21 protein-coding genes are annotated in these 23,551 nt (G+C 70.6%); 2 read left to right on the top strand and 19 right to left on the bottom strand.

The annotated features are described in order from the left end of the window. Positions 1-150 precede the first annotated feature (150 nt). From DVR05_RS09940 to DVR05_RS09895, 9 genes are all read right to left on the bottom strand, one after another. A complete protein-coding gene (locus DVR05_RS09940) occupies positions 151-354 on the bottom strand; it encodes a helix-turn-helix domain-containing protein (RefSeq protein ID WP_017601078.1) in 204 nt (67 codons plus the stop codon). 252 nt (positions 355-606) lie between these two features. Next, complete coding sequence (locus DVR05_RS09935) at positions 607-1,404, bottom strand: phosphatase (protein ID WP_116245553.1); 798 nt, start codon at positions 1,402-1,404, stop codon at positions 607-609. A gap of 193 nt (positions 1,405-1,597) precedes the next feature. Next, positions 1,598-2,758, bottom strand: a complete 1,161-nt coding sequence (locus DVR05_RS09930; RefSeq protein WP_116245625.1) for an acetoin utilization protein AcuC — start codon at positions 2,756-2,758, stop codon at positions 1,598-1,600. A gap of 180 nt (positions 2,759-2,938) precedes the next feature. Then, on the bottom strand, positions 2,939-4,231 hold the full coding sequence (locus DVR05_RS09925) for a DUF1109 domain-containing protein (protein ID WP_116245552.1): 1,293 nt from the start codon (positions 4,229-4,231) through the stop codon (positions 2,939-2,941). A gap of 163 nt (positions 4,232-4,394) precedes the next feature. Continuing rightward, positions 4,395-5,864 (bottom strand): DUF1109 domain-containing protein, encoded by a 1,470-nt coding sequence (locus tag DVR05_RS09920; protein ID WP_232832061.1) that lies wholly within the window; start codon positions 5,862-5,864, stop codon positions 4,395-4,397. A 430-nt stretch (positions 5,865-6,294) separates the two neighbouring features. Next, entirely contained in the window at positions 6,295-7,089 is a 795-nt protein-coding gene (gene proC, locus DVR05_RS09910; protein WP_116245550.1) for a pyrroline-5-carboxylate reductase, read from the bottom strand. 82 nt (positions 7,090-7,171) lie between these two features. Continuing rightward, complete coding sequence (locus tag DVR05_RS09905) at positions 7,172-8,131, bottom strand: sugar phosphate isomerase/epimerase (protein WP_116245549.1); 960 nt, start codon at positions 8,129-8,131, stop codon at positions 7,172-7,174. A 226-nt stretch (positions 8,132-8,357) separates the two neighbouring features. Continuing rightward, positions 8,358-8,936, bottom strand: coding sequence for a C40 family peptidase (locus tag DVR05_RS09900; protein WP_116245548.1), 579 nt, complete (start codon positions 8,934-8,936; stop codon positions 8,358-8,360). A 215-nt stretch (positions 8,937-9,151) separates the two neighbouring features. Further along, on the bottom strand, positions 9,152-10,051 hold the full coding sequence (locus DVR05_RS09895) for an SGNH/GDSL hydrolase family protein (RefSeq protein ID WP_116245547.1): 900 nt from the start codon (positions 10,049-10,051) through the stop codon (positions 9,152-9,154). 163 nt (positions 10,052-10,214) lie between these two features. Here DVR05_RS09895 and radA point away from each other — a divergent pair, with 163 nt between their 5' ends. Continuing rightward, positions 10,215-11,630 (top strand): DNA repair protein RadA, encoded by a 1,416-nt coding sequence (radA, locus tag DVR05_RS09890; protein ID WP_116245546.1) that lies wholly within the window; start codon positions 10,215-10,217, stop codon positions 11,628-11,630. Here the strand turns inward: radA and DVR05_RS09885 are convergent. The 3 genes from DVR05_RS09885 to DVR05_RS09875 form a co-directional block, all read right to left on the bottom strand. Further along, complete coding sequence (locus DVR05_RS09885) at positions 11,627-12,028, bottom strand: SSI family serine proteinase inhibitor (protein WP_157982421.1); 402 nt, start codon at positions 12,026-12,028, stop codon at positions 11,627-11,629. The genes radA and DVR05_RS09885 overlap by 4 nt on opposite strands. Before the next feature lie 128 nt (positions 12,029-12,156). Further along, entirely contained in the window at positions 12,157-12,642 is a 486-nt protein-coding gene (locus tag DVR05_RS09880; protein WP_116245544.1) for an SSI family serine proteinase inhibitor, read from the bottom strand. Between the two features lie 139 nt (positions 12,643-12,781). Continuing rightward, complete coding sequence (locus DVR05_RS09875) at positions 12,782-13,546, bottom strand: hypothetical protein (protein ID WP_116245543.1); 765 nt, start codon at positions 13,544-13,546, stop codon at positions 12,782-12,784. Between the two features lie 63 nt (positions 13,547-13,609). On the opposite strand from DVR05_RS09875, the gene DVR05_RS09870 reads away from it, so the two are divergent. After that, positions 13,610-14,485, top strand: coding sequence for an A/G-specific adenine glycosylase (locus DVR05_RS09870; protein WP_116245542.1), 876 nt, complete (start codon positions 13,610-13,612; stop codon positions 14,483-14,485). 48 nt (positions 14,486-14,533) lie between these two features. Here DVR05_RS09870 and DVR05_RS09865 read toward each other — a convergent pair whose 3' ends face one another. The 7 genes from DVR05_RS09865 to lysX form a co-directional block, all read right to left on the bottom strand. Continuing rightward, positions 14,534-15,382, bottom strand: coding sequence for a DUF3105 domain-containing protein (locus DVR05_RS09865; RefSeq protein ID WP_232832060.1), 849 nt, complete (start codon positions 15,380-15,382; stop codon positions 14,534-14,536). A gap of 120 nt (positions 15,383-15,502) precedes the next feature. Beyond that, a complete protein-coding gene (locus tag DVR05_RS09860) occupies positions 15,503-18,016 on the bottom strand; it encodes an ATP-dependent Clp protease ATP-binding subunit (RefSeq protein WP_116245540.1) in 2,514 nt (837 codons plus the stop codon). A gap of 957 nt (positions 18,017-18,973) precedes the next feature. Further along, positions 18,974-19,315, bottom strand: coding sequence for an Lsr2 family protein (locus DVR05_RS09855; protein ID WP_116245539.1), 342 nt, complete (start codon positions 19,313-19,315; stop codon positions 18,974-18,976). A 212-nt stretch (positions 19,316-19,527) separates the two neighbouring features. Beyond that, positions 19,528-19,800 (bottom strand): hypothetical protein, encoded by a 273-nt coding sequence (locus tag DVR05_RS09850; protein ID WP_116245538.1) that lies wholly within the window; start codon positions 19,798-19,800, stop codon positions 19,528-19,530. Between the two features lie 444 nt (positions 19,801-20,244). Beyond that, the gene (locus DVR05_RS09845; RefSeq protein ID WP_116245537.1) at positions 20,245-20,868 is read right to left on the bottom strand and encodes an amino-acid N-acetyltransferase; all 624 of its coding nucleotides are present in this window, start codon (positions 20,866-20,868) and stop codon (positions 20,245-20,247) included. A gap of 141 nt (positions 20,869-21,009) precedes the next feature. Continuing rightward, positions 21,010-21,333 carry a LuxR C-terminal-related transcriptional regulator gene (locus tag DVR05_RS09840; protein ID WP_116245536.1) on the bottom strand — a complete coding sequence of 108 codons (324 nt, stop codon included), beginning with the start codon at positions 21,331-21,333 and terminating at the stop codon, positions 21,010-21,012. Positions 21,334-22,000: 667 nt separating this feature from the next. Then, positions 22,001-23,500, bottom strand: coding sequence for a bifunctional lysylphosphatidylglycerol synthetase/lysine--tRNA ligase LysX (gene lysX / locus DVR05_RS09835; protein ID WP_116245535.1), 1,500 nt, complete (start codon positions 23,498-23,500; stop codon positions 22,001-22,003). Between the last annotated feature and the right edge of the window lie 51 nt (positions 23,501-23,551).

Here is a 23,551-nt window from a genome sequence, read left to right as displayed (position 1 = left end):
CCTCGGCGCCCCGGCCGAACCGGCGTTCACCCAGCGCAGGAGAGGGACCCGGAAGGGTCGGCGTCGGGGGACGCACCGCCCCTTCCGGCGGTCACCCGGTCAGCGGACCGGGGGCGGGCGCAGGCCCCGCCCCGGTCGGCCGCTCCGCCGTCAACCGGCCTCGACGAAGGCCTCGCGGAGATAGTCGTGCACGGCGCGCTCGGGGACCCGGTAGGAACGTCCCACGCGAATCGCGGGGAGAACCCCCGAGTGCACCATTCGGTAAACGGTCATCTTGGACACACGCATGATCGTGGCGACCTCCGCCACGGTCAAAAACCTGACCTCGTCGAGAGGTGGCTTGCTCCCGTTCATCTTCCGACGCCCTCATTCCCGGACGTGAGCATTGTCTACCGTTCGCCCGGCGTGGTGGCCCGCGGAGGGGCGACCCCGGTATGCGCCCGTCCCACCGCCACGCCGGTGTGTCATACCGTCACTACTGACACGTCCGTTTTCAGAGTAGGGCGGAGTTCGCCGAAGCGAAAGGGCGTTTGTCCTGTCTTCGGCGACATACCTTCCCGGCTCCCCCAAAGAGGTTTAGCGGTGGGTATAAATGGTCGACCCTGATCACATGAGTCCCGCGCGCGCGAGAACGTAATCGCGCAGAGGCGCGTAGTCCTCGGGCGGATATCCGTCGTCCAAAGGCACGGTGACCAGTAGTTTTCCCTCGTGCTCCGCGAGGAACAGAGCGGGGTCGTTGCTGTCGGCGAAGCCCATCGTGGGCACCCCCGCCTCACCCGCCGCACCCGCGAAACCGTGGTCGGCGATGACCAACTGCGGCCACGCCTCCCCCCGGTTCGCCAGGTCCCCGAGGATGGCGCGCATGGCGAAGGGGTGGTGGCTGTGACGGGGGTGTTGGCCGTCCGTGACGATCGCGACATCGTCCTTCCACACCACGATCCGGCGGCTCGGGGGGCGTTCCGCCGGCACCTCGTAGGTGTACCCGTCCGCCGCGGTCACGACCGGGCACCCGCGTTCGGCCAGCGCGGTCTTCCACGCGGCGTACATCTCACGCAGTTTGAGGGGGTGTCCGGTGGCGAACATGACCGGTTCCCGGCGTTCGACGGCCAGGGCGAGGCGGTCGGCGACCCCCTCCAGCGCGTCGACGGTCAGGTCCGGGTCGATGGTGTCGATGCCCCACGCGTACTCCTCGTCGCCGACCACGCCGCACCGCTTGCTCATGAGCGCGAGGACTTCGGAGTAGGTCCAGTCGTGGGAGAAGGTCAGGCCGAACCGGTGGTAGGGGTCGCCGTCCACGAGCCGCCGGTAGTGCCGAAGGTTGTTCTGACGCGGGGTGTCGACGTGTCCGGCGATTCCCTTGCGAACCAGATACGTGATGAGTTCAGCGCGTGTCGGCGGCGTCACCGGCGTTCCCCTTCCTCGAATGCGCGGCGAGCACGCGCCACACTGTGCGGCCACCACGACGCCTGCTCCCGTTCGCCCGGTATTCAACCTCTTCCTACCCACTGAACGCGCGCCACGCCCAAACCTGGTGATTTCCACCGTGTACGTACACCCGCACGTGCTCGCGGAGAAACGCCCGAAGAGTCCGGGGAGGTCAGAGACTGGGGTCGATTCCGTGGCTCGGGAAAACGGCGGTGCGCGTGGCGTTGATCGCCCGGTCGACCGGGTCCCCGGGGTCGTACCCGTCCTCGAACCGGGCGAAGTCCACCTCGCGCCCGTCCGTCATGTACAGCGGGGCCTGCTCCCCCGTCCGCCGCCGCACGAAATCGCGCCAGGCCAGCGGCGTCTCGGTGTCGGGGTCGACCGGCGTCCCGGCGGCCTCGGCCAGCAGGTGGGTCCAGGCGCGCGGCACGACGTGCACCAGGCCGTACCCGCCGCCGCCGAAGAGCAGCCACCGGCCGCCGGCGGTCTTCTGGGCGAGCTTGTGCAGCTCGGCGTAGGCGCGGCGCTGTCCGTCGAGGCTGAGTGTGAGGTTGGCCAGGGGGTCCAGGGCGTGGGTGTCGCAGCCCTGCTGGGTGACGAGGACCTCGGGCTGGAACTCGTGCAGCAGCGGGGGCACGACCGCGTCGAAGGCGCGGTGCCAGCCGGAGTCGCCCGTGCCCGCCGGGAGGGCGACGTTGACCGCGTAGCCCTCGGCGTTCGGCCCGCCCGTCTCGGCGGCCTGGCCCGTGCCGGGGAAGAGCGTGGTCGGCGACTCGTGGAGGCTGATGGTGAGGACGCGGGGGTCGTCGTAGAAGGCCCGCTGCACGCCGTCGCCGTGGTGGACGTCGACGTCGACGTAGGCGATGCGCTTCGCCCCCTGCTCCAGCATCCAGGCGATCGCCAGCGCCGGGTCGTTGTACACGCAAAAACCCCAGGCGTGGCCGCGCATGGCGTGGTGGAGGCCGCCCGCGATGTTGGCGGCGTGCGCGGTCTCCCCGGTCCACACCGCCCGCGCGGCGGCGACGGACGCGCCGGAGATGAGCGCGGCGGCGTCGTGCATGTCGGGGAAGACCGGGTTGTCGGGGGTCCCGAGCATGTGGGCGTCGTCGGGTTCCAGGGTCTTCCCGGCCCGCTTCACCGCCTGGACGTAGGCCGGGTCGTGCACCAGGGACAGGAGTTCGTCGGAGGCGGGCTCCACGTCCAGGAGGCGCACGCCGGGAGCGTCCAGGACCCCCAGCTCACGGCTGAGCGCCATGGTCAGCTCGACGCGGACCGGCGCCATCGGATGCTGCGGTCCGAAGTCGTAGGCGGTGAGTCCGTCGTCCCACGCCAGTCGGAGCGAACAGGACGTGCGCCCTCCCATGCCGTGACCCCCGTTCCAGGTGCGCGTGCTCCACTGCACACAGTACGCACCGCGGTCCGTCCCCGGGACCCCGGGGTGGGCCCGCGCCCCGGGAGCCACGGCCGCGACACCGTCCCGGACGGACACCCGGTACGGGCGGGGCCGTGACGGTCACAAGCTCACGAGGAAGAAGCAGCTGTCATACCGGGCGCCGCCGGCGAGGTCCACCGTCCCGTGCAGCGGCCGCGTGGACGCCGTGTCGAAGGTGAGCAGCATGCGGTACTCACCCGGCTCCAACTCCAGTCGCATGACCTCGCCGCCACGCTGGCTGCACGTGCCTGCGGCCGGACTGGAGTCGTACTCCTCGCAGTGGTCGCATCCGTCCGTGACGACCTCTCCGTGGGCGCCGTTCGTTCCCACGTAGAGGAACTCCATGCGGTACGGACTGCCGTTGGTGAATTCCAGGACCGCCCGACCGCCGTCGGCGCCACCGGTGGCGGAGATGGTCAGTTCGTTCTCGCCGCTGGAGGTCGCCATGTCCATCCGGGCGCCGATCAGACCCGCCCCGACGGCCTCGGAGAGTTCCTCGACGTCCTCGGTCTCGTGGTCCGGGTACTCGTCGGTGAGGACGTCGAGCATGTCCTCGGCCAGGAAGACGTCCCCGCCGTCGACCTCGGCCCACCCGCACCGGCGCGCGGCCTCGGGGGCCTCGGCGTCGATCCGCTCGGCGACGGCGGGCGCGAGGGACCAGTCGAGGTCGGCGAACACCCCGATCTGGTCGAACGCGTCGCACCAGCGCTCCTCGGCGTAGTCGGAGGTGCCCAGCTCGTACAGCTCCATCAGGACGTCGGTGTCCTCCCACCGGGAGGCCGGGTGCGCGAAGTACTCGCCGTAGGTGCCCACCGCCCGGTCGTACTCCTCCGCCGCCACCTCGTCCTGGGCGCGGGTGAGGAGGCCGCACGCCTCGGCGCCCGAACGCGCGCGATCCATCAGGGACGGCGACATGGACAGCTGGAAACCGGCCTCCACCCGCTCGTAGATGTCGACGGCCTCGGCACACTCACCCCGCGCGTGGGCGGCGTCGGCGACCCGCAGCCGCCACTCGCCCGCCTGCCACACACCGGCCAGACCCGCGACCACGGCGAGCACCAGACCCGCGGCGGTCAGCACGGGCGCCAGCTTCCCGGGCGGCTGTTCACCCTCGATCACGGCACGTTCATCATGGGAGCGCCCGGCGAACAGGCCGTGCACACCCGTGGCGATCGGCCACACCAGCAGGACCGGCACCCAGACCAGCGGGTGGTCGGCGGCTCCGTGCAGGGCGGCGCCGACCAACAGACCCACCGTGACGACGAGCGCCACCCCGAAGAGGACCCACCGCCGCAGGTACACGTAACCGGCGCCGAACCCGGAGAGGTTGAGCAACCCGGCCCGCAACGCCGTGGGCGAAGAGAACAACCCCATCCGGGGTGGCCGGGGCCGTCCCGGCTCGGGCGAGGGCTGCGGGAACGAGTCGGAAGGAGATGGTGATGTCATGGGGGATCCGGGCTCGGGGAGGGGTCGACGGAAGGGGAGGAGGGACAGGGCGGCCCGGGACGGACGCTCGGTCCGTCCCGGACCGGAGTCGCTACTCCTGTGTCACGTAGAAGCAGCTCTCGTAGCGTTCACCACCGCTGAGGTTCCGCGTGCCGTGCAACGGAACGGACCTCGGCGCGTCCGACGTGAGCATCAGTCGGTACTCTCCCGGGTCCAGCTCGACGCGCATGATCTCTCCGCCTCGCTCGAAGCACGAGTTACCGGAGGGCGGGGAGCTGTACGTGTCGCAGTCGTCGCATCCGTCCGTGACGACCTCGTCGTGGACGCCGTCCGGACCGACGTAGAGGAACCGCATGTCGTAGGGGCTGTCGTTGGTGATCTCGAAGACGACCTTGTCACTGCCCGAGCTGCCGAAGGGCTGCGGGTCGAACCGGCTCTCGCCGCCCGCGCGCAGGGTGTCCATGGTCTCCTCGATGTGGGCGGCGCCCACGTGGCGGACCAGGTCCTCGACGTCGTCGGCCTCGTGGTCCGGGTACTCCGCGGCGAGGAAGTCGGTCATCTCCTCCGCGCGGTCGGCCGACCCGCCGTCGACCTCGGCCCAACCGCACTGACGCGCGGCCTCGGGGGCCTCGGCGTCGATCCGCTCGGCGACGGCGGGCGCGAGGGACCAGTCGAGGTCGGCGAACACCTCGATCTGGTCGAACGCGTCGCACCAGCGCTCCTCGGCGTAGTCGGAGGTGCCCAGCTCGTACAGCTCCAGCATGGCGTCGGGCACCCGCCCGGCGGCCTCGGTCCCCTCGTAGTTGGTGGGGATGGCTCCGTAGATCTCGTGGGCCTGCTCGAAGCCCTCACGGATCTCGTCGGTGATCCGGCCGTCGTAGGACTCGGCGGCGGCGGTCGCCAGGCTCTCCGCGTAGGAGAGGTTGGCGTCGGCCACCTCGCCGTCGGTGTCCTCCCACCGGGAGGCCGGGTGCGCGAAGTACTCGCCGTAGGTGTCGATGGCCTGGTCGTACTCCTCGTCCGACATCTCGTCCTGGGCGCGGGTGAGGAGGTCACACGCCTCGGCGCCCGAACGCGCGCGATCCATCAGGGACGGCGACATGGACAGCTGGAAACCGGCCTCCACCCGCTCGTAGATGTCGACGGCCTCGGCACACTCACCCCGCGCGTGGGCGGCGTCGGCGACCCGCAGCCGCCACTCGCCCGCCTGCCACACACCGGCCAGACCCGCGACCACGGCGAGCACCAGACCCGCGGCGGTCAGCACGGGGGCCAACCTCCTCGCGGGCTGACCGCCCGCCGCCGTGGTGCGCTCGTCGCGGGAACGCCCGGCGAACAGGCCGTGGACGCCCGCGGCGAGGAACCACACCAGCAGGACCGGCGCCCAGACCAGCGGGTGGTCGGCGGCTCCGTGCAGGGCGGCGCCGACCAACAGACCCACCGTGACGACGAGCGCCACCCCGAAGAAGATCCACTGCCGCAGGTAGAGGTAACCGGCGCCGAACCCGGAGAGGTTGAGCAACCCGGCCCGCAACGCCGTGGGCGAGGAGAACAACCCCATTCGGGGTGGCCGGGGCTGCGGCGCGCCGAACTGCCCGGGCGGCATCCCACCGGGCGGCATCCCACCGGGCGGCGGACCGCCGGGTGGGGGACCGAAACCGCCGCCGGGCGGCATCCCACCAGGCGGCGGCCCCTGCTGCGGGGGCGGTCCCTGCTGCGGCCCCGACGGAGGCTGCTGCGGCCCCGGCTGGGGCTGCTGACCTGGGTACGGCGGCTGCGGAGGCTGGCCGGGCCGGGGCTGACCGGGGGGTTGCTGGGACGGGTCGTGAGGAGGTGGTGAAGTCATGGGGGCCCTGGGGTCGGGAGGGGATGGAGCGTCCCGCGCGCACGGGACCGAGACGGGGATCGATGTCCCCTATCCGACACTATCCGCGTATAGGGACGTCCCGCTCCGTGACCCCCGGCCGAACCCGGCCAATCGCGGCTCCGGGTCAGCTACCGGACAGCGCCCGGCTGCGGTCGCGGGCGGCCTCGATGGCGTCGGTGAAGGCGGTGCGCACGCCGTGGCGCTCCAGTTCGCGCAGGGCGGCCGCTGTGGTCCCGCCCGGCGAGGTCACGGCCTCGCGGAGGACGACCGGGTGTTCACCGGAGTCGGTGAGCATGGCGGCGGCACCGGTCATCGTCTGCTCGACGAGCTTCTGCGCGGTGGCGCGCGGCATCCCCATCGCCACGCCCGCCTCGACCATCGTCTCGGCGATGAAGTAGAAGTAGGCCGGTCCGCTCCCGGAGATCGCCGTCACGGTGTCCATGTGCTGCTCGCCGACGCGGATCACCTCGCCGACGGCGCCCAGCAGGCCCTCGGCGCGGTCCAGGTGCTCGGGTTCGGTGTTGGCGCCGCCCGCGATGGCGGTCATGCCCCGGCCCATGAGCGCGGGGGTGTTCGGCATCGCGCGCACCACGGGGACCCCGACCGGCAGGTGGCTCTCCATCACGGAGGTGGTGAGCCCGGCCGCGACGGAGATGACGAGGCGGTCCGTGGACAGGTGGGGGGAGAGGTCCTCCAGCAGGTCCACCATGTCCTGCGGCTTGAGGGCGAGCAGCAGCGTGTCGGCGCGCTTGGCGGCGTCCGCCGCGGGAACCACCTCGACCCCGTACCGCTTCCGGAGCTCGTCTGCGTGCTCCGCGCGCGGCTCGGTGACGAGGACGTCCTCCGGGGCGTGGCCCGTGGCCAGCATTCCGGCGAGGAGCGCCTCGCCCATCTTTCCGGCGCCGATGATCGCGATCATGAAGGGGTCCTCTCTGCGGGTCCCCTCCACGCTAACCGCACGGCCGCGCCGGTGCGGACGGGTCGTCTCACACCGTGGACGCTCAGTCGCCGCCGTCCGTGCCCCTGCCCCGGTCGCCGTCCTGGTCGTCGACGGTGCCCCGGGTGTCCACGGAGAAGTGCCGGGGCGGCGCCGCCGGTCCACGGCGCAGGAGGGCGATGCGTTCACGCCGGTCGCGGGGGCGGCCGTCGGGCTCGACGGTGGGCCGGGCGAAGTGCAGCCGGGTGAAGGCCAGCGCCTCGGCCAGTTCGCGCATCCGGGCCTGGCGGTCGGGGGCCTTGCGGGTGCTCACCTCCAGGACCAGCTGGCCCTCGTAACCGTCGGCGGCCAGGTACTCCAGGAGTTCGGCGACGGGCTGGCGGCCACGGCCCGGGATGAGGTGTTCGTCGAGGTTCTGGCCGCCGAAGCCGTCGGCGACGTGGACGTGGGAGAGGCGGTCGCCGAGCCGCTTGGCCATGTCCATCGCGTCGGAGCCGGACATGGCGGTGTGCGACAGGTCGAGGGTGACGTCGGGGTAGTCGCGGTCCAGCGGGTTCCAGCTCGGCGCGTAGGGCACGACCTCGCGGTCGCGGACGCGCACCGGGTACATGTTCTCCACGGCGAAGACGACGTCGGTCTCGTCCTGCATGCGGGCGACGCCGGTCTCGAACTCCTTGGCGTACTCGCGCTGCCAGCGGAAGGCGGGGTGGACCACGATCGCCTTCGCGCCCAGGGCCTCGGCCATCTCCTTGGACCTGACGAGCTTGCCCCAGGGGTCTCGGCCCCACACGCGCTGGGTCAGGACCAGGCAGGGGGAGTGGACGGCGGTGACGGGCATCTGGTGGTAGTCCGAGAGGCGCCGCAGGAGGTCGATGTCCTGGCTGGCGGGGTCGGAGGAGACGAGCACCTCCACGCCGTCGTACCCCAGCTTCGCGGCGATCTCGAAGGCGGCCGGGGTCTTCTCCGGGTAGACCGACGCCGACGAGAGCACGACGGGCGCGTCTGGGACCTGGATAGGGCTCACGCCCCCAGAGTATGCGCTACCCGCCCCCGCACGCCTCCCGTCGCCGGGACCACGGCGTGCCGCACCCTCGGGACGGGTCCGGCACTGCGGCCGCCACGGGACTGCCGCCCCGGGGCCGCTCGCCGAGGGAGCGCTGAGGGGTGGAAGCGGCACCAGGGGCACGGGTGCCGGTTTCGCGTCGGTCACCTGCGGACGTCGGCGGCGGAACCGCACGACGCGGTGGGCGTCACAGCCGTACCGCTCCGCCGAGGTTGTAGTGGAACACGTCGCGCTCGCGGACGTGGTCGCCCGATTCGGGAGCGTCGATCATGCGCCCCCGGCCGAGGTAGATGCCGACGTGGTAGACGTAGCCTCCGCGGTCGGACCAGTAGACGAGGTCACCGCGGCGGGCCCGGGAGTAGGGGATGCGGGTGCCCGCCGCCACCTGATCGTGGGCGATGCGGGGCAGTTCGACCCCCGCCTGACGGAAGGACCACTGGACGAGGCCGGAGCAGTCGAAGGTGTGCGGCCCGGTTCCGCCCCACCCGTAGGGCGTGCCCTTCTTCGACTCGGCGGCGCTGATCGCCGTCTCGATCGTCGGGGCGGCAAGCCCCTGGTGGACTCGCTCGGAGGCTGGGGCGGCCTCGGTGGCCCCGCGGACCGGTTGGGCCAGGGCCGGTGCCGGGGCGAGCGCCGCGGCGAGCAGGGACGCGGCCGCGCTGGCGACGGCGATCGCCCGGGCGGCGGTCCGCACGGGTACGGCCCGTCGCCCGGGACGACCCGGGCGACGGGCCGGGGTTTGCTCGTGGTGTCGGGAGTGATTCATGGTGTTCCCCGTTCGGATGTGTGGGCGCCCCGTGTCGGGTCGGCCCCGGGGCGTTCCATCCCAACGGATCACCCTTCGTCGCTTTCGCGCGCGAATGAATCACCCTATGTAATCAATTTGCCCTGCGGTCACGGTAAAATCTCGCCGACAAAAGGGACGTAGCAGTCAGTCAGCAGCAGACATCCACCATGACCGGCGACGTTCAGTGACGAGGTTCAGGCCCCCAGACGGGCCACGAGCCGTTCGGAGACGGCCACCATGCCCGCCTCGTTGGGGTGCACCGGCGCGGCCGTGTTCTCCGGGACCAACCCCTCGACCCAGCGGCGGGACGACGACTGGCACACGTCATGGCCGCGTTCGAGGACGTCGACGAACACGGCGCCCGCCGCCTGGGACTCCTCCGCGATCATTCGGTTCAGGGCGGTCTGGACGCCGTCCAGGTAGGCCACGTCGCCCCAGGCGATGGGCGCCTCCGGCCAGCAGCCCCGGCGCTCCGGGAGGATCTGGAGGTAGCCGACGCTGACGACGGTCGCCCCGGGGCTGCGCTCGGCGATCTCGGCGTAGACGCCCGACACGTCGTCGCGCAGGTCCTCGATCCGCTGGTCGAGTTCGTCGCCGTAGTGGTCGGCGCACGGGCTCCCGATCGGGTTGGTCAGGCTCCGTCGGGCGCACTCCATGAGGATGTCGGTGAAGCCGAGGTCGTTGCCGCTGATCCCGACCGTCACCAGATCGGTGTCGGGGGTGAGGGCGTCGAACTGCGGCGGAACGTCGGTGAGGTCGGTGTGCTGGGGTTCGCGCAGGTCCCGGATGACCGCTCCGGCGCAGCTGACGTCGGTGAACTCGGCGACGCCCAGCGCGTCGGCGGCCAACCGGGCGTAGTTGCCGGACGACCGGAGGCAGCGGGGGTCGGAGCCGGGCGCGTACGGCGGGATCAGCGGCCCCGAGGTGAACGAGTCACCGAGGGCCACGTAGCTGTCGTAGGCGACCGCCTCCTGGGCCTCGGCGGCCGCGGGGGCGGAGGCCAGGCACAGGGCCGCGGCGATCGGGACGGCGAGGAGGGGGGTGCGTCGGGGGCGGGCGGCGGGCACGATCGTGCTGTCGTCGGTGCGGGGCACGCGGGTTCCTCTCCAGTGGGGGACCAGGGGTGTCGGACCCTACGCATTCTGTAACACAACCTACGGACGGCGTTGACTAACCCGTAGGTAACTTTCATATGCCCCGATGTACCGCGGAGCTGTCCCGTTCGGCGTGTCCCAGGGAGGCGTTAGCGTGACTGGCATGCCCAAAGCAGCGAAGACGACGTTCCGGTGCACCGACTGTGGATGGAGCACCCTCAAGTGGGTGGGCCGCTGCGGTGAGTGCCAGGCCTGGGGCACGGTCGAGGAGGCGGGCGCCCCGGCCCCGGCCGCGGTCGCGGCGGCGCCGGTGACCTCCCGCGCCCGGCCCATCACCGAGATCGGTGTCGAGACCGCCGAGGCCGTCCCTACGGGGGTGGACGAACTCGACCGCGTTCTCGGCGGGGGCGCCGTCCCCGGCGGCGTCGTGCTGCTCGCGGGCGAACCGGGCGTCGGCAAGTCGACGCTGCTGCTGGAGGTCGCCGCGATGCGGGCCGCCCAGGGCCCCGTCCTGTACGTGACCGGGGAGGAGTCCGCCGGTCAGGTGCGCCTGCGCGCCGAGCGGCTCGGCGCGCTCTCCGACAAGCTGTTCCTGGCCGCGGAGACCTCGATCGCCTCCCTGGTCAGCCACGTCGAGGCGGTCGGGCCCCGGCTGCTCATCGTGGACTCGGTGCAGACCATGGTCTCCCCCGAGGTGTCCGGGGTGCCCGGCGGCGTCACCCAGGTCAGGCAGGTGACGGGGGCGCTGATCCAGATCGCCAAGGAGCGCGGTATCGCGACGGTCCTGGTCGGTCACGTCACCAAGGACGGCTCCATCGCCGGCCCCCGCCTGCTGGAGCACCTGGTGGACGTGGTGCTGCACTTCGAGGGGGAGCGCCACTCGCAGCTACGGCTGCTGCGCGCGGTCAAGAACCGGTACGGGCCCACCGACGAGATCGGGTGCTTCGAGCTGACCGAGAGCGGCATCGTCGGCCTCCCGGACCCCAGCGGACTCTTCCTCACCGAACGCACCGACCCGGTGCCCGGCACGTGCGTCACGGTCACCCTGGAGGGGCGGCGTCCGCTCATCACGGAGGTGCAGGCGCTGGTGGCGCCCACACCGCTGCCCGCACCCCGCCGGGCCACGTCCGGGCTGGACACGTCCCGGGTGAACATGATCCTGGCGGTCCTGGAGAAGCGCACGGGCATGCGGCTGGCCAACATGGACGTGTACGCCTCCACGGTGGGCGGCGTACGCCTCGGGGAGCCCGCGGTCGACCTCGCACTGGCTCTGGCCGCGGGCAGTTCCAACAACGACGTCGCCCTGCCGCGCGGGTTCATCGCCATCGGCGAGGTCGGCCTGGCCGGGGACATCCGCGCCGTGAACGGGGTCCAGCGCAGGATCACGGAGGCACAACGGCTGGGCTTCACCGAGGCGGTCGTGCCCAAGCACTCCGGCGACCCCGTGCCCGGGATCCGGACGCACGAGGTCGAGGAGCTCAGCGAGGCACTGGCCTGGGTGGCGCGGCGGTCCAAGCGCGCCGGGGCTGGTGACGGCCCCGGCGGGCCGAGGCGCGGCGGAGGCCCCGAGGGGCACTAGAAGTCGAAGACCGCGCCCTTGGCCGCGTGGAGCAGGCAGGTGTTGCCGAACCGCTCATGGTAGTTCTCGGAGCCCCGCACGGACGCGATGACCGGCCGGTACTCCAGGGTGCAGGCCGCGGCCGGGTCGGCCGGGACGGCGGCGATCGAACCGGCCTCGGCGATGGCCGCGCAGGCGTCGACCGCCCGGGGATGGCTCCCCGCGCCGCCCTTGGGCGCGCACACCAGCGAGACCTCCCGTACCGACTCGTCCTCGAACCCGACCCCCTCGACCACCCGGAGCCGGTAGGCGGCGTACGCGGGAGGCGCCTCCGCGGCGGCCGCGGGCGCGGGCGCGGCGGGAACGAGGACGGTCGCGGTGGCGGCGCAGACGGCCAGGGCGGTCGCGACGGCTCTCATGATGGCCTCCAGCACATCGGCGGTGCGTCGGACACGGGAGCGGGCCGTGTCGTCACATCACTCACTTACGACTCTCCTACCCCGACAGAACGGCCGTCCCGCCCTCCGAGCGGGATGTCCGCCGGGGTCTACCGGTAACCGCGGTCCGTCTGACCGTGGTGGCCGTGCAGCCGGTCGTAGTACCCGGAGTCACCGGCCTCGCGCATGTCCCGGCCGTCGACCGACTCCCGGCCCCCGTCCTCCCAGAAGTCGAAGACCGCGCCCTTGACGTCGAGCAGGACACACAGGTTCGGGAAGGTCATCTTGAAGTGCTCGGAGCCGGTGGACCGGGCGACGACCGGGTCGAAGATCAGCGGACAGGCGCTGTCGGCGACGTCGATCCTCTTGATGGAGCCGAACGCGTAGATGAGGTCGCAGGCGTCCTGGGGCCGCGGGTGGCTACCGCCGGGCGGGTCGCAGAAGAGGTGCACGCGCTTCGTCTTGCCCGTGTCCTTCTCCGTGATCGAGAGCCGAAAGTGCTGGAAGTTCTCCTCCGCCGCCTGCGCCGGAGCCGCCGTCGACAACGCGAGGGCGGACATGGCGACAGCGGACAGGACGGTTCCGACAAACTTCACGATTGCTCCTGGTGACTGCGGAATCACTTGACGTAACACACAGTAACATCCAGATAACGACACGTGGCGCCTCGTCCCCGTGTGGCGTGTGTGCGGCGGAAACCGGCCCCGAGGGGCACCCGGTCCCCGCCGCACCTGGTCAGGTCAGCTGGAACACCAGCTCGCCGGTGCCGCTCGCGTACTCCCCGTGCAGCTTGGCGCGATACCACCCCGGGCGCGCGGCGGAGCCGTCCCGGCAGTCCGTGAAGGAGCGCTGCCGGTCCCACTCGACCGTGAACTCGTGCGGCACGCCGCGACTGAGCTGACGTTTCTCGGCGGCATCGCCCTCGACGCAGTCACCGGTGGAGAAGATCCGGTCGTTCCCGGAGTGGATGCGGATCTCCAGGGCCTCGGGCCCCACGTCCACCGTGCAGGTCTGGTCCTCGGTGTTGACGACGGTGACCCGGAACTCCGGCCGCGCGCCGCTCCCGTAGACCTCCCGGTCCTCGTCGGCGAGCTCGAAGGTCACGACCACGTCCTCCGGCCGGCACGCGTCCTCGGGACTCTCGGGGGCGGCGGCACCGCCGGACTCGGCGCCGGAGCCCTCCGCGGCCTCCCCGCCCTCCCCCTCGGTGGCGTCCTGACCGTCCGGCCCCCCGGCGTCCTCGGCCTCCCCCTCGGACGGTTCCTCCTCGGGTTCGGCGCTCTCGACCGCCGAGGGCGTCTCGGGTGGGACACTGGGAGAGGGGTCGGTGTCAGCGGCGCCCGCCTCCGACCGCGTCGGTTCGGCGTCGTCCTCTGAGGAGGGGCGGCAGGCGAACGCGATCAGCGTGAGGACGAGCAGGGCCCCCGCCAACACGAGGGCACGCCGCTTCCAATAGGTCTCGCGGCTGACGGCTCCTGGATGTCCGGTACTTGACGCCATGGGCCGTAGTATTGCGGTTTCGTGTGCCACCCACCTACCCAACCCGCCGATACCCCGTAAAAGATGAGCGATAACCCTTACAGCACAGCGGTTCTGGCGTGGTACGAGGCCAACGCCCGCGACCTTCCCTGGCGCGCCCCCGACGCCACGCCCTGGTCGATCCTGGTCAGCGAGATCATGCTCCAGCAGACGCCCGTCGTCCGGGTGCTGCCCGCCTGGCGGGCCTGGATGGAACGCTGGCCCACCCCCGCCGACCTGGCCAAAGAGCCCCCCGGCGAGGCCGTCCGGATGTGGAACCGGCTCGGCTACCCGCGTCGCGCCCTGCGCCTGCACGCCTGCGCCGTGGCGATCACCGAACAGCACGGGGGGCGGGTGCCGGACAGTCACGAGACGCTGCTCTCCCTGCCCGGCGTCGGCGCCTACACCGCCGCGGCCGTGGCCAGCTTCGCCTTCGGACAGCGCCACGCCATTTTGGACACGAACGTGCGGCGCGTTCTCGCGAGGGCCGAAACCGGGATCCAGTACCCGCCGAAAACCCAGACGAAGGCGGAGACCGCCCTCGCAGAATCGCTGCTCCCGCCCGTGGCGTCCGTCGCGGCGCGCTGGGGCGTGGCCGTGATGGAGCTGGGCGCCCTCGTGTGCACCGCCCGGACCCCCGCGTGCGCGGACTGCCCGATCGCCCACCAGTGCGCCTGGAGGCTGGCGGGCAAACCCGCCCACGACGGCCCGCCGCGCCGGGGACAGACCTACGCGGGCACCGACCGGCAGGTGCGCGGGCGGCTGCTGGCCGTGCTGCGCGACTCCGCCGACCCGGTGCCCAAGTCGGCCCTGGACGCGGTCTGGGACGACGGCGTCCAGCGCGAGCGGGCCCTGGACGCGCTGGTCGCGGACGGGCTCGTGGACCCCCTGGACGACGGCCGCTACGCGCTGCCCGGCTGACCCCGCCCCGGGCGCCGGCCGGATGTCCGATCCCTCAGGCGGGCCCGGTCAGCCCTCCATGTCCAGGAGATCGTCGACGTCGGCGCCCCCCGGGTCCGGTGAGAGGAGCGCCTCGTCGGCGGCCCCGTCGTGGGAGCCGCTGCACGGAGCGCCCGGCTCCGGCGCGTCCGGGGACTGTTCGTACCGGCGCACGAACGCGGCCAGACGCGGATCCTCGGGACCGTCGAGGAGGATCTGCGCGCCCCACGCGGAGGCCACGACCGGCGCGGGCATGCCCTCCTCGACCGGGCTGACGAGGAGGTAGTCCCCCTGCCTGTAGTGGCCCTCCAGGGTCGCCACCCCGTCGTCGTCCACGGCCCCGGGGTCGTAGGTGACCCACACGGCCCCGTGCTCCAGGGAGTGCACGGCCGTCTCGTTCCTGATCGGCGCCTGGTAGACGCCGCAGTTCTGCCACACACCGTAGTGCTCACCGCCCGCGGGCGGGAACATCTCGTAGTCGACGGTGACCGTGGTGTCCACGTGGTCGGCGGGCAGGTCCTCGTACTCGACCACCGCGCTCAGGTCCGCCGACCCGGGCACTCCCCCGTCCCCGTCGTTGACCGCCCACAGGACGGCGCCCGTGGCGGCGACGAGGACGACCACCAGGAGCCCGACACCGACGACCACGCCGACGAGCACCCCGCGCCCTCCTCGGCGGGGAGTCGGGTCCTGGCCGGGGGCACCGGGGTACCCCTGCTGCGGGTACTGTCCGGGCGCGCCGTGCGGAGGGTGTCCGGGAGCCGGTCCGGGCCGGTCGTACCGGCCGTGGGGCGTGTGGGGGTTCTGCTGGCCCTGCGGAGGGAACTGTCCCGGCGGCGTCTGGCCGCCCGGCTGTCGGGGGTCCTGTGGATGGGTCACGCGCAAACCCTAACCACACCCTCGCCGGACCGCCACACCCCCGGTCCGCGCACAGGCGAACGGGGGCGCCCCCGAAGGGATGCCCCCGTCCACACGCGTCAACCGGTGCGACCGGCGTCGTTACTCGCTCTTACCGGCAGCCGACTCCTCGACCGCGGGCGTGTCCGGAACCGCGGCGGGCTTGGGCACACCCTTGAAGGTGAACTTGGCGTCGGTGCCCTCGCCCTCGGCGTCGATCACCACGATCTGGCCGGACTTGAGGTCGCCGAACAGGATCTTCTCCGACAGCTGGTCCTCGATCTCGCGCTGGATCGTGCGACGCAGCGGCCGCGCGCCCAGGACCGGGTCGAACCCGCGCTCGGCCAGCACCTTCTTGGCGCCGGGACGCAGCTCGATCCCCATGTCCCGCTCCTTGAGGCGGCTGTCCAGGCTGGAGACCATCAGATCCACGATCTGGAAGATCTCCTTCTCCGTCAGCTGGTGGAAGACGATGACGTCGTCCACACGGTTGAGGAACTCCGGCCGGAAGTTCTGCTTGAGCTCCTCGCTGACCTTCGCCTTCATCCGCTCGTAGTTGGTCTGGGCGTCGTCCTCCTTGGCGAAGCCCATCGCCACGCCCTTGGAGATGTCCCGGGTGCCCAGGTTGGTGGTCATGATGATGACCGTGTTCTTGAAGTCGACGTTGCGACCCTGGGCGTCGGTGAGACGGCCCTCCTCCAGCACCTGGAGGAGCGAGTTGAAGATGTCGTTGTGGGCCTTCTCGATCTCGTCGAAGAGGACCACGGAGAACGGCTTGCGGCGCACCTTCTCGGTGAGCTGGCCGCCCTCCTCGTAGCCGACGTACCCGGGCGGGGAGCCGAACAGCCGCGAGACCGTGTGCTTCTCCATGAACTCGGACATGTCCAGCTGGATCAGCGCGTCCTCGTCCCCGAACAGGAACTCGGCCAGCGTCTTGGACAGCTCGGTCTTACCGACACCGGACGGACCGGCGAAGATGAACGAACCACCCGGACGCTTGGGGTCCTTCAGCCCGGCACGCGTACGGCGGATCGCCTGCGAGAGCGCCTTGATGGCGTCCTCCTGGCCGATGACCCGCTTGTGCAGCTCGTCCTCCATGCGGAGCAGACGCGAGGACTCCTCCTCGGTCAGCTTGAAGACCGGGATACCGGTGGAGGCGGCCAGGACCTCGGCGATGAGCTCCTCGTCGACCTCGGCCACGACGTCCATGTCGCCGGCCTTCCACTCCTTCTCCCGCTGCGCCTTCTTGTTCAGCAGCTGCTTCTCGTCGTCGCGCAGCGACGCCGCCTTCTCGAAGTCCTGCGCGTCGATCGCCGACTCCTTGTCGCGGCGGACCGAGGCGATCTTCTCGTCGAACTCACGCAGGTCCGGCGGGGCGGTCATCCGGCGGATGCGCATCCGCGAGCCCGCCTCGTCGATGAGGTCGATCGCCTTGTCCGGCAGGAACCGGTCGCTGATGTAGCGGTCGGCCATGGTCGCGGCGGCCACCAGTGCGCTGTCGGTGATCGACACCCGGTGGTGGGCCTCGTAGCGGTCGCGCAGACCCTTGAGGATCTCGATCGCGTGCGTGATGGACGGCTCGTCCACCTGGATGGGCTGGAACCGGCGCTCCAGAGCGGCGTCCTTCTCCAGGTACTTGCGGTACTCGTCCAGCGTGGTGGCGCCGATGGTCTGGAGCTCGCCCCGGGCCAGCATCGGCTTGAGGATCGAGGCGGCGTCTATGGCACCTTCCGCCGCCCCCGCGCCGACCAGCGTGTGCAGCTCGTCGATGAACAGGATGATGTCACCGCGGGTGCGGATCTCCTTGAGCACCTTCTTCAGGCGTTCCTCGAAGTCACCGCGGTAGCGGCTGCCCGCGACCAGGGCGCCCAGGTCCAGCGTGTACAGCTGCTTGTCCTTGAGCGTCTCGGGGATCTCCCCCTTGACGATCTTCTGCGCCAGCCCCTCGACGACCGCCGTCTTACCGACGCCGGGCTCACCGATGAGGACCGGGTTGTTCTTGGTACGGCGCGAGAGCACCTGCATCACGCGCTCGATCTCCTTGTCCCGACCGATGACCGGGTCGAGCTTGCTCTCCCGGGCGGCCTGGGTCAGGTTGCGACCGAACTGGTCCAGCACCAGCGACGTGGACGGCGCGGACTCCGAGGACGCGCCCGTCGTCTGCGCCTCCTTGCCGGTCTGGTAGCCGTGCAGCAGCTGGATGACCTGCTGGCGGACCCGGTTCAGGTCGGCGCCGAGCTTGACCAGCACCTGGGCGGCCACGCCCTCGCCCTCACGGATCAGGCCGAGCAGGATGTGCTCGGTGCCGATGTAGTTGTGGCCGAGCTGGAGGGCCTCGCGCAGGGACAGCTCCAGGACCTTCTTCGCCCGCGGCGTGAAGGGGATGTGCCCCGACGGAGCCTGCTGGCCCTGGCCGATGATCTCCTCAACCTGCTGCCGAACCGCTTCGAGGCTGATGCCAAGACTCTCCAGGGCCTTGGCGGCGACACCCTCACCCTCGTGGATGAGGCCGAGCAGGATGTGCTCCGTACCGATGTAGTTGTGGTTGAGCATCCTGGCCTCTTCCTGGGCCAGAACCACCACTCGCCGCGCGCGGTCGGTAAACCTCTCGAACATGTCTCGTCGCTCCTCTACAGAGCGGTCAGGCAGGGACGGTACTCGCCGACCCAACTCTTCCGCATATCGGCCCCACAGGGATAACCGCCCCGGGGAGCACTGCCGCACCCGTCCGTCCCGACCGACTGGCTGCCGACCGGTCGGACGTCTCCGCACGGCCGACCGTAGCCGTCCGTGCCAGAGACTTTCCCCGACGATAGGGCGTTCACCCAACATCCAACTACCAATTGGGGCGCCAGATTTCGGTGTACGCCGAAGGCGAACGGCCCGGAGCTCCCATCCATCACGGGAGTCCCGGGCCGCACGCGGGTAAGCCTGATTATCGGCTCTTAGCGAACACGCCGATCGCCTCGTTGTTCCGCATCGGTCACCGCGGATCGGAAAGCCGCGTCGGAATTCTCCGTGCGGGCGCTCTCCGTGACCGGGGAGGTCCACCGCTGGGCGGACCGTCGCGGGCGTCCGGCCCCGCTCCCTGCAACAGCGTGGCGGGCCGGGTTCTTCCCCCGCTCGGGGGAACGTCTTCGTACTGGCCCCGCGGCCGAGCGGCCGCGGGGCGGATACGTGGGTCCTCCGTCGGGCACGGGGCCGTGCGGTCGTTCTCCGGCCGCAGGACACCCTCCCGCCGACGCGGCTCAGGCCGACCCGGCGGGTCGTGCGGTCCGCCGCGATCCGGGCGTCGTGCGCCCGGGACCCCGGTCATCCGCCGTCCTGAGCGGACGTCTCCGGCGCGGTTCCATCCCGTTCGTCGCCCCGCGGGCGCCTGGGGGCGTCACCCCGCCGACACGGCGGCGGGTACCGGCGACCGCTCCGAGCTCCGACGAGCCCGTGCTATCCCCTGCATCCCGTGTCACGAGGGCCTCGCGGGCCCGGGGATGGTCGGGTTCGGGCGCGTGTCCCGGAGCACCGGTCCATCAAGACCTGACAACATTTCGGCGAACCTGGGTGCCGTCGGCAAACCTAGCCCTTGATGGCCTCATATTCGGCGACGATCTTCGCGGGGATACGGCCACGCTCATTGACCGGCTTCCCGGCGGCCTTCGCCCACGCGCGAATCTCGGCGCTGCGCTCACGGCTGGGCGCATTCCGGGAGCCGCCACGGCGGGCGGTGCCGCGGCCGGACTTGGCCGGAGCCTTGCGAGCGGCTTCGACGAAGGGCGTAAGGGCCTCGCGAAGCTTGGCGGCATTACCCGCGCTGAGGTCGATTTCGTACACGGAGCCGTCCAGACCGAACGTCACCGTCTCCTCGGCCTCGCCGCCGTCGAGGTCGTCGACCAGGAAAACCTGGACCTTCTGTGCCATGGATTCAAACCTTTCAGAAGAGCAGTGCCTTCGCACCTGAATATAAAGCTATCCCGAGTGCAGGCAGAAGACAATTCCCGACGTGCCAGAATCACCTGGACTTGACCCTGGGTTTCGGGCGCGACTGAGCCGCGCGGGGCCCAGGCGGCGCACACGCGCGGACATGGGCCCGGATGAGGGCCGCTCAGGGCACGATACGGTCCAGCAGCGTATCAACGACCGTCGGATTCGGTCCGATCCTCGCCCTCGACAATCGGTGTCTCGTGGTTCACGGCGGTGATGGCCGGCTCCGCCGACTCCGCCTCCGGGGCGCCCACGGTCGTGTCACCGCTGACCAGGCTGCCGTCCATCCGGCGAGGGGCCATCTCCCTGCGCAGCAGCGTGATGACGAAGGCGCAGAAGACGGTCGCGACAACCACCGGCGGGATCAGCGCGGAGATTACGTCGAGCAGCCCGGCGGGAAGCACCGACGAAAGATCACCCATCGAAGCGGTCCACCCTTCCTGGTTGTTACTTATCGCAGCAAATACCCGACTCAGCGTCGGGCCAGTCCTGGGGGATGACGCACCGGGCACCCGGGCAATCGCATACCCGACATCATAGACATCGCTTGCCCCCGGTTTGGTCCCGGACGTACCGGAGCCTGCCCGGCCAAACCCGATGGTGACCAATGTCCGACAGCGTGTTCGGTGTCCCGTTGGCCGCGAACACCCGACCACCCCCCGAGCGAACTCGATTCGCGACCCTTCGTAACCGTCTCCGTCGAACTCGATCGGCGCGGAGGGGTCTCGCGAGCGCAGGTACACATTACCCGCCCTCTTCCGCTCTCATACCACCCGGTCTGGTTAAGCGAGTCGTCCGGTCGCCGTACCGGCCCGCATCTCACCGGATCGTATCGGGAACTCCGTCCCAAGAGCGCCTGAAAGCCTTTAGGCGTGGGGGCTTCGGGACCCGGTCCCCAGGTGCACAAGCATGCGCGTGTTCCCGAGTGTGTTGGGTTTGACCCGCTCAAGGTCGAGGAATTCCGCGACGCCCTCGTCATAGGAACGCAGGAGTTCCTCGTACACGCGGGCGGAGACCGGTGTGCCCTGGATCGGGGCAAAGCCGTGTTTGGCGAAGAAACCGGTCTCGAATGTCAGACAGAACACACGCTGCACGCCCAACTCACGCGCCGCGTCCAGCAGTTCGGTCACGATTCGGTGTCCCACCCCGAAACCACGCAGAGAGGGATCGACCGCGACGGTCCGCACCTCCGCGAGGTCCTCCCAGAGGACGTGGAGGGCGCCGCAACCGACGACGCGGTGTTCGACCCCCTCCTGGGCGGGGACGGGGTCGGAGGCGGGGGATGCGGGCGCGGTGGACCGGGATTCGGCGGACGCGTCATCCGGGACCACCTCCGCCTCGGCGACCCAGAACTCCTGGATGTCCTCGTAGAGGTTGACGGTGCTCTTGGAGAGCACACGGCGGTCGACGGTGTAGGTGTCGACCAGGCGGCGGATGTGGACCACGTCGCGCGTCTTGGCGCGACGGACCCGGATATGACGAACGGACATAGCCGGACCAGACTACGCCCACGTACGCGCCCGCACCCACCGGATCGCTCTTCCTCCAGCGGGTGCCGCGTCTCACTCGTGTGCGCGCCGGGCCGGATATGCCCGTGTTTCCTCCCGGCCGGGGCGCCGGGACGGCCAGACTCAGATGAGCTGGCGCCGTGCGGCCCAGACGACCGCTTCGATGGGGGTGTTCACGCCGAGCATGTCGCAGATGTTGCGGATGCGGCGGCGCAGGGTGCGAGCGCTGAGTTCGAGCCGCCGCGCGGCCACCTCGGTGGTCACACCGGTGGCGATCTCAGCGAGCAGCTCCAGGTCCTCGTGGCTCAGCTCGACCGGGGTGTAGGCGCCGTTCAGCGCCGTGTCAGCTGAACGGGACTGCAGGGGGACCACGTTGTCCCGGTGCTCCCGCGGCTGGAGAGCGTTCTGGTCCTCAGCGTTGCGCCGTACGAGTGTGGCCTGTTCCACTCCGTCCTCCCTCATCCATGTGAGTGCGGAACATCAACTCGTCACCGGGCGGGTCGAGCGCGTCGGGACGCGACAGGGACCCACGCGTCCGACCGCCTTTCCGGGGACCCCTCTGGCACAGGGGTGGGGAGGGCGGTGGGGAACCTGGGCCGCACGGGCCGTGTCACCGCGGTCTGGGACGGTCAGACCGCGCCGAGGGCACACGCGCGTGCGGGATGAACGGGTCGCGGGACGACCCTCACACCTCGCTCACTGTCGTACTCGATCCACTTCGGCGATCTCGCGGACCAAGGTCCGCCCTCAGCACGCTAGGCCGCCGCGATGATACCGTCAAGGGCCGGTAAATCACCATGCGTGCCACCTTGGGGCCACTGGGTGATGGAGTGGCGGGAGGGGCGTTGTCGCCACTTCACTGACCTGCGCAATCATCCTCACCCTCCGTCGCCGACCATGCGAACGGAGTTCCAAGGAAAACTTCGGCCCTGTCGGTTGGGACACCCCACTCTCACTGCGATTCTGTGCGATATGTCCCAACGGTGAGGTCTGTCCGGTGGCACACGCCACATTCCCGGACTGAGAGCGGGGCCGCCGCGACTCGCGCGACGGCCCCGTTGGCCTTTTCGGTCCTGCGGTTGCCCGACTTCGACCCGGTCTCGTATTCGGCCCGTCAGTCGCCGGAGGGCTTGACGATCGGGAAGAGGACGGTCTCCCGGATGTTCTTTCCGGTGAACGCCATCAGGAGCCGGTCGATACCGACGCCGACACCGCCGCTCGGCGGCATGCCGTACTCCAGGGCGCGGAGGAAGTCCTCGTCCAGCTGCATCGCCTCGGGGTCGCCCTCGGCGGCCATGAGCGACTGCTCGGTGAGGCGGCGGCGCTGCTCGACCGGGTCCACCAGCTCGGAGAACCCTGTTCCCAGCTCCATCCCGAACCCGATCAGGTCCCACTTCTCGGTGAGAAGGGGCTCGTCACGGTGCTGGCGGGTGAGCGGACTGGTCTCCAGCGGAAAGTCGCGCACGAACGTGGGGTGGACGAGCGTGTGCTCCACCAGCTCCTCGAAGAGGTGCTCGACCAGCTTGCCCGGCCCCCACTCCTGGCTGTACTCGATGTGCCTGGCCTCGGCCAGGCTCCGCACCCGATCCAGTGGCGTGTGGACCGTGACCTCCTCGCCAAGCGCCTCAGACACCGAGCCGTACAGGCTGATCCTCGGCCACTCGCCACCCAGGTCGAACTCACCGTCCGGCCGCTCGATCACCGTGGTGCCGAAGACCGCTCGCGCTGCGTCCTGGATGATCTGCCGGGTGACCTCCGCCATGACGTTGTAGTCGGCGTAGGCCTGGTAGAACTCCAGCATCGTGAACTCGGGGTTGTGCGTGGCGTCCGCGCCCTCGTTCCGGAAGTTCCGGTTGATCTCGAAGACCTTCTCCAAGCCGCCCACGACCAGCCGCTTGAGCGCCAGCTCAGGCGCGATGCGCAGGTACAGGTCCATGTCGTAGGCGTTGATGTGCGTGATGAACGGCCGCGCGGTGGCGCCGCCGTGCACACGCATGAGCATCGGGGTCTCGACCTCGATGAAGTCCCGGTTGCTGAGCCCCTCCCGGATCGCCCGGATGGCGGCCGAGCGGCGGCGCACCATCTGCTGCGACTCGGGGTTGACGATGAGGTCGACGTAGCGCTGGCGCACGCGGGCCTCGGGGTCGGTGAGTCCCTTGTGCTTCTCCGGCAGGGGGCGCAGGCACTTGGCGGTCAGCGTCCAGGAGCTGACCAGGACGGACAGCTCACCCCGCCGGGAGGTGATGACCTCGCCCTCGACACCCACGTGGTCGCCGAGGTCGACGTCGGCCTTCCAGGCGTCCAGCCGCTCCTTGCCGACCCGGTCCAGGGACAGCATGATCTGGAGGTCGCCGGTCTCGTCGCGCAGGGTGGCGAAGCACAGCTTGCCGCCGGTGCGGTACAGCATCACCCGCCCGGCGATGGCCACCTTCTCCCCGGTCTGGGTGTCGGGCTCCAGCCCGGTGTGTTTGTCGCGCACGGCACCGATCGACGTGGTCCGCGGGAAGGTCACGGGGAAGGGGTCGATGCCCTCCTCCCGGAGACGGTCCAGCTTCTGGCGCCGGACCCGCATCTGTTCGGGCAGGTCGTCGTAGGAGTCGTGCGCGTCATTCACGGCCCCGATCCTACTCGCTTCCCCGCACCGGAATGTCGCTGTCCACAGGCC

This window comes from Nocardiopsis sp. FIRDI 009 (assembly GCF_003386285.1).
In the GTDB taxonomy this organism is placed as follows: domain Bacteria; phylum Actinomycetota; class Actinomycetes; order Streptosporangiales; family Streptosporangiaceae; genus Nocardiopsis.
This window is presented reverse-complemented; position numbering and strand designations above follow the sequence as displayed.

Coding starts and splice junctions, on each gene's coding strand:
- DVR05_RS09885 (WP_157982421.1), bottom strand. CDS start 12,028: ATGAGAGCCGTCGCGACCGCCCTGGCCGTCTGCGCCGCCACCGCGACC.
- radA (WP_116245546.1), top strand. CDS start 10,215: ATGCCCAAAGCAGCGAAGACGACGTTCCGGTGCACCGACTGTGGATGG.
- DVR05_RS09870 (WP_116245542.1), top strand. CDS start 13,610: ATGAGCGATAACCCTTACAGCACAGCGGTTCTGGCGTGGTACGAGGCC.
- DVR05_RS09875 (WP_116245543.1), bottom strand. CDS start 13,546: ATGGCGTCAAGTACCGGACATCCAGGAGCCGTCAGCCGCGAGACCTAT.
- DVR05_RS09850 (WP_116245538.1), bottom strand. CDS start 19,800: ATGGGTGATCTTTCGTCGGTGCTTCCCGCCGGGCTGCTCGACGTAATC.
- DVR05_RS09920 (WP_232832061.1), bottom strand. CDS start 5,864: ATGGGGTTGTTCTCCTCGCCCACGGCGTTGCGGGCCGGGTTGCTCAAC.
- DVR05_RS09860 (WP_116245540.1), bottom strand. CDS start 18,016: ATGTTCGAGAGGTTTACCGACCGCGCGCGGCGAGTGGTGGTTCTGGCC.
- DVR05_RS09900 (WP_116245548.1), bottom strand. CDS start 8,936: ATGAATCACTCCCGACACCACGAGCAAACCCCGGCCCGTCGCCCGGGT.
- DVR05_RS09940 (WP_017601078.1), bottom strand. CDS start 354: ATGAACGGGAGCAAGCCACCTCTCGACGAGGTCAGGTTTTTGACCGTG.
- DVR05_RS09845 (WP_116245537.1), bottom strand. CDS start 20,868: ATGTCCGTTCGTCATATCCGGGTCCGTCGCGCCAAGACGCGCGACGTG.
- DVR05_RS09855 (WP_116245539.1), bottom strand. CDS start 19,315: ATGGCACAGAAGGTCCAGGTTTTCCTGGTCGACGACCTCGACGGCGGC.
- DVR05_RS09925 (WP_116245552.1), bottom strand. CDS start 4,231: ATGGGGTTGTTCTCTTCGCCCACGGCGTTGCGGGCCGGGTTGCTCAAC.
- proC (WP_116245550.1), bottom strand. CDS start 7,089: ATGATCGCGATCATCGGCGCCGGAAAGATGGGCGAGGCGCTCCTCGCC.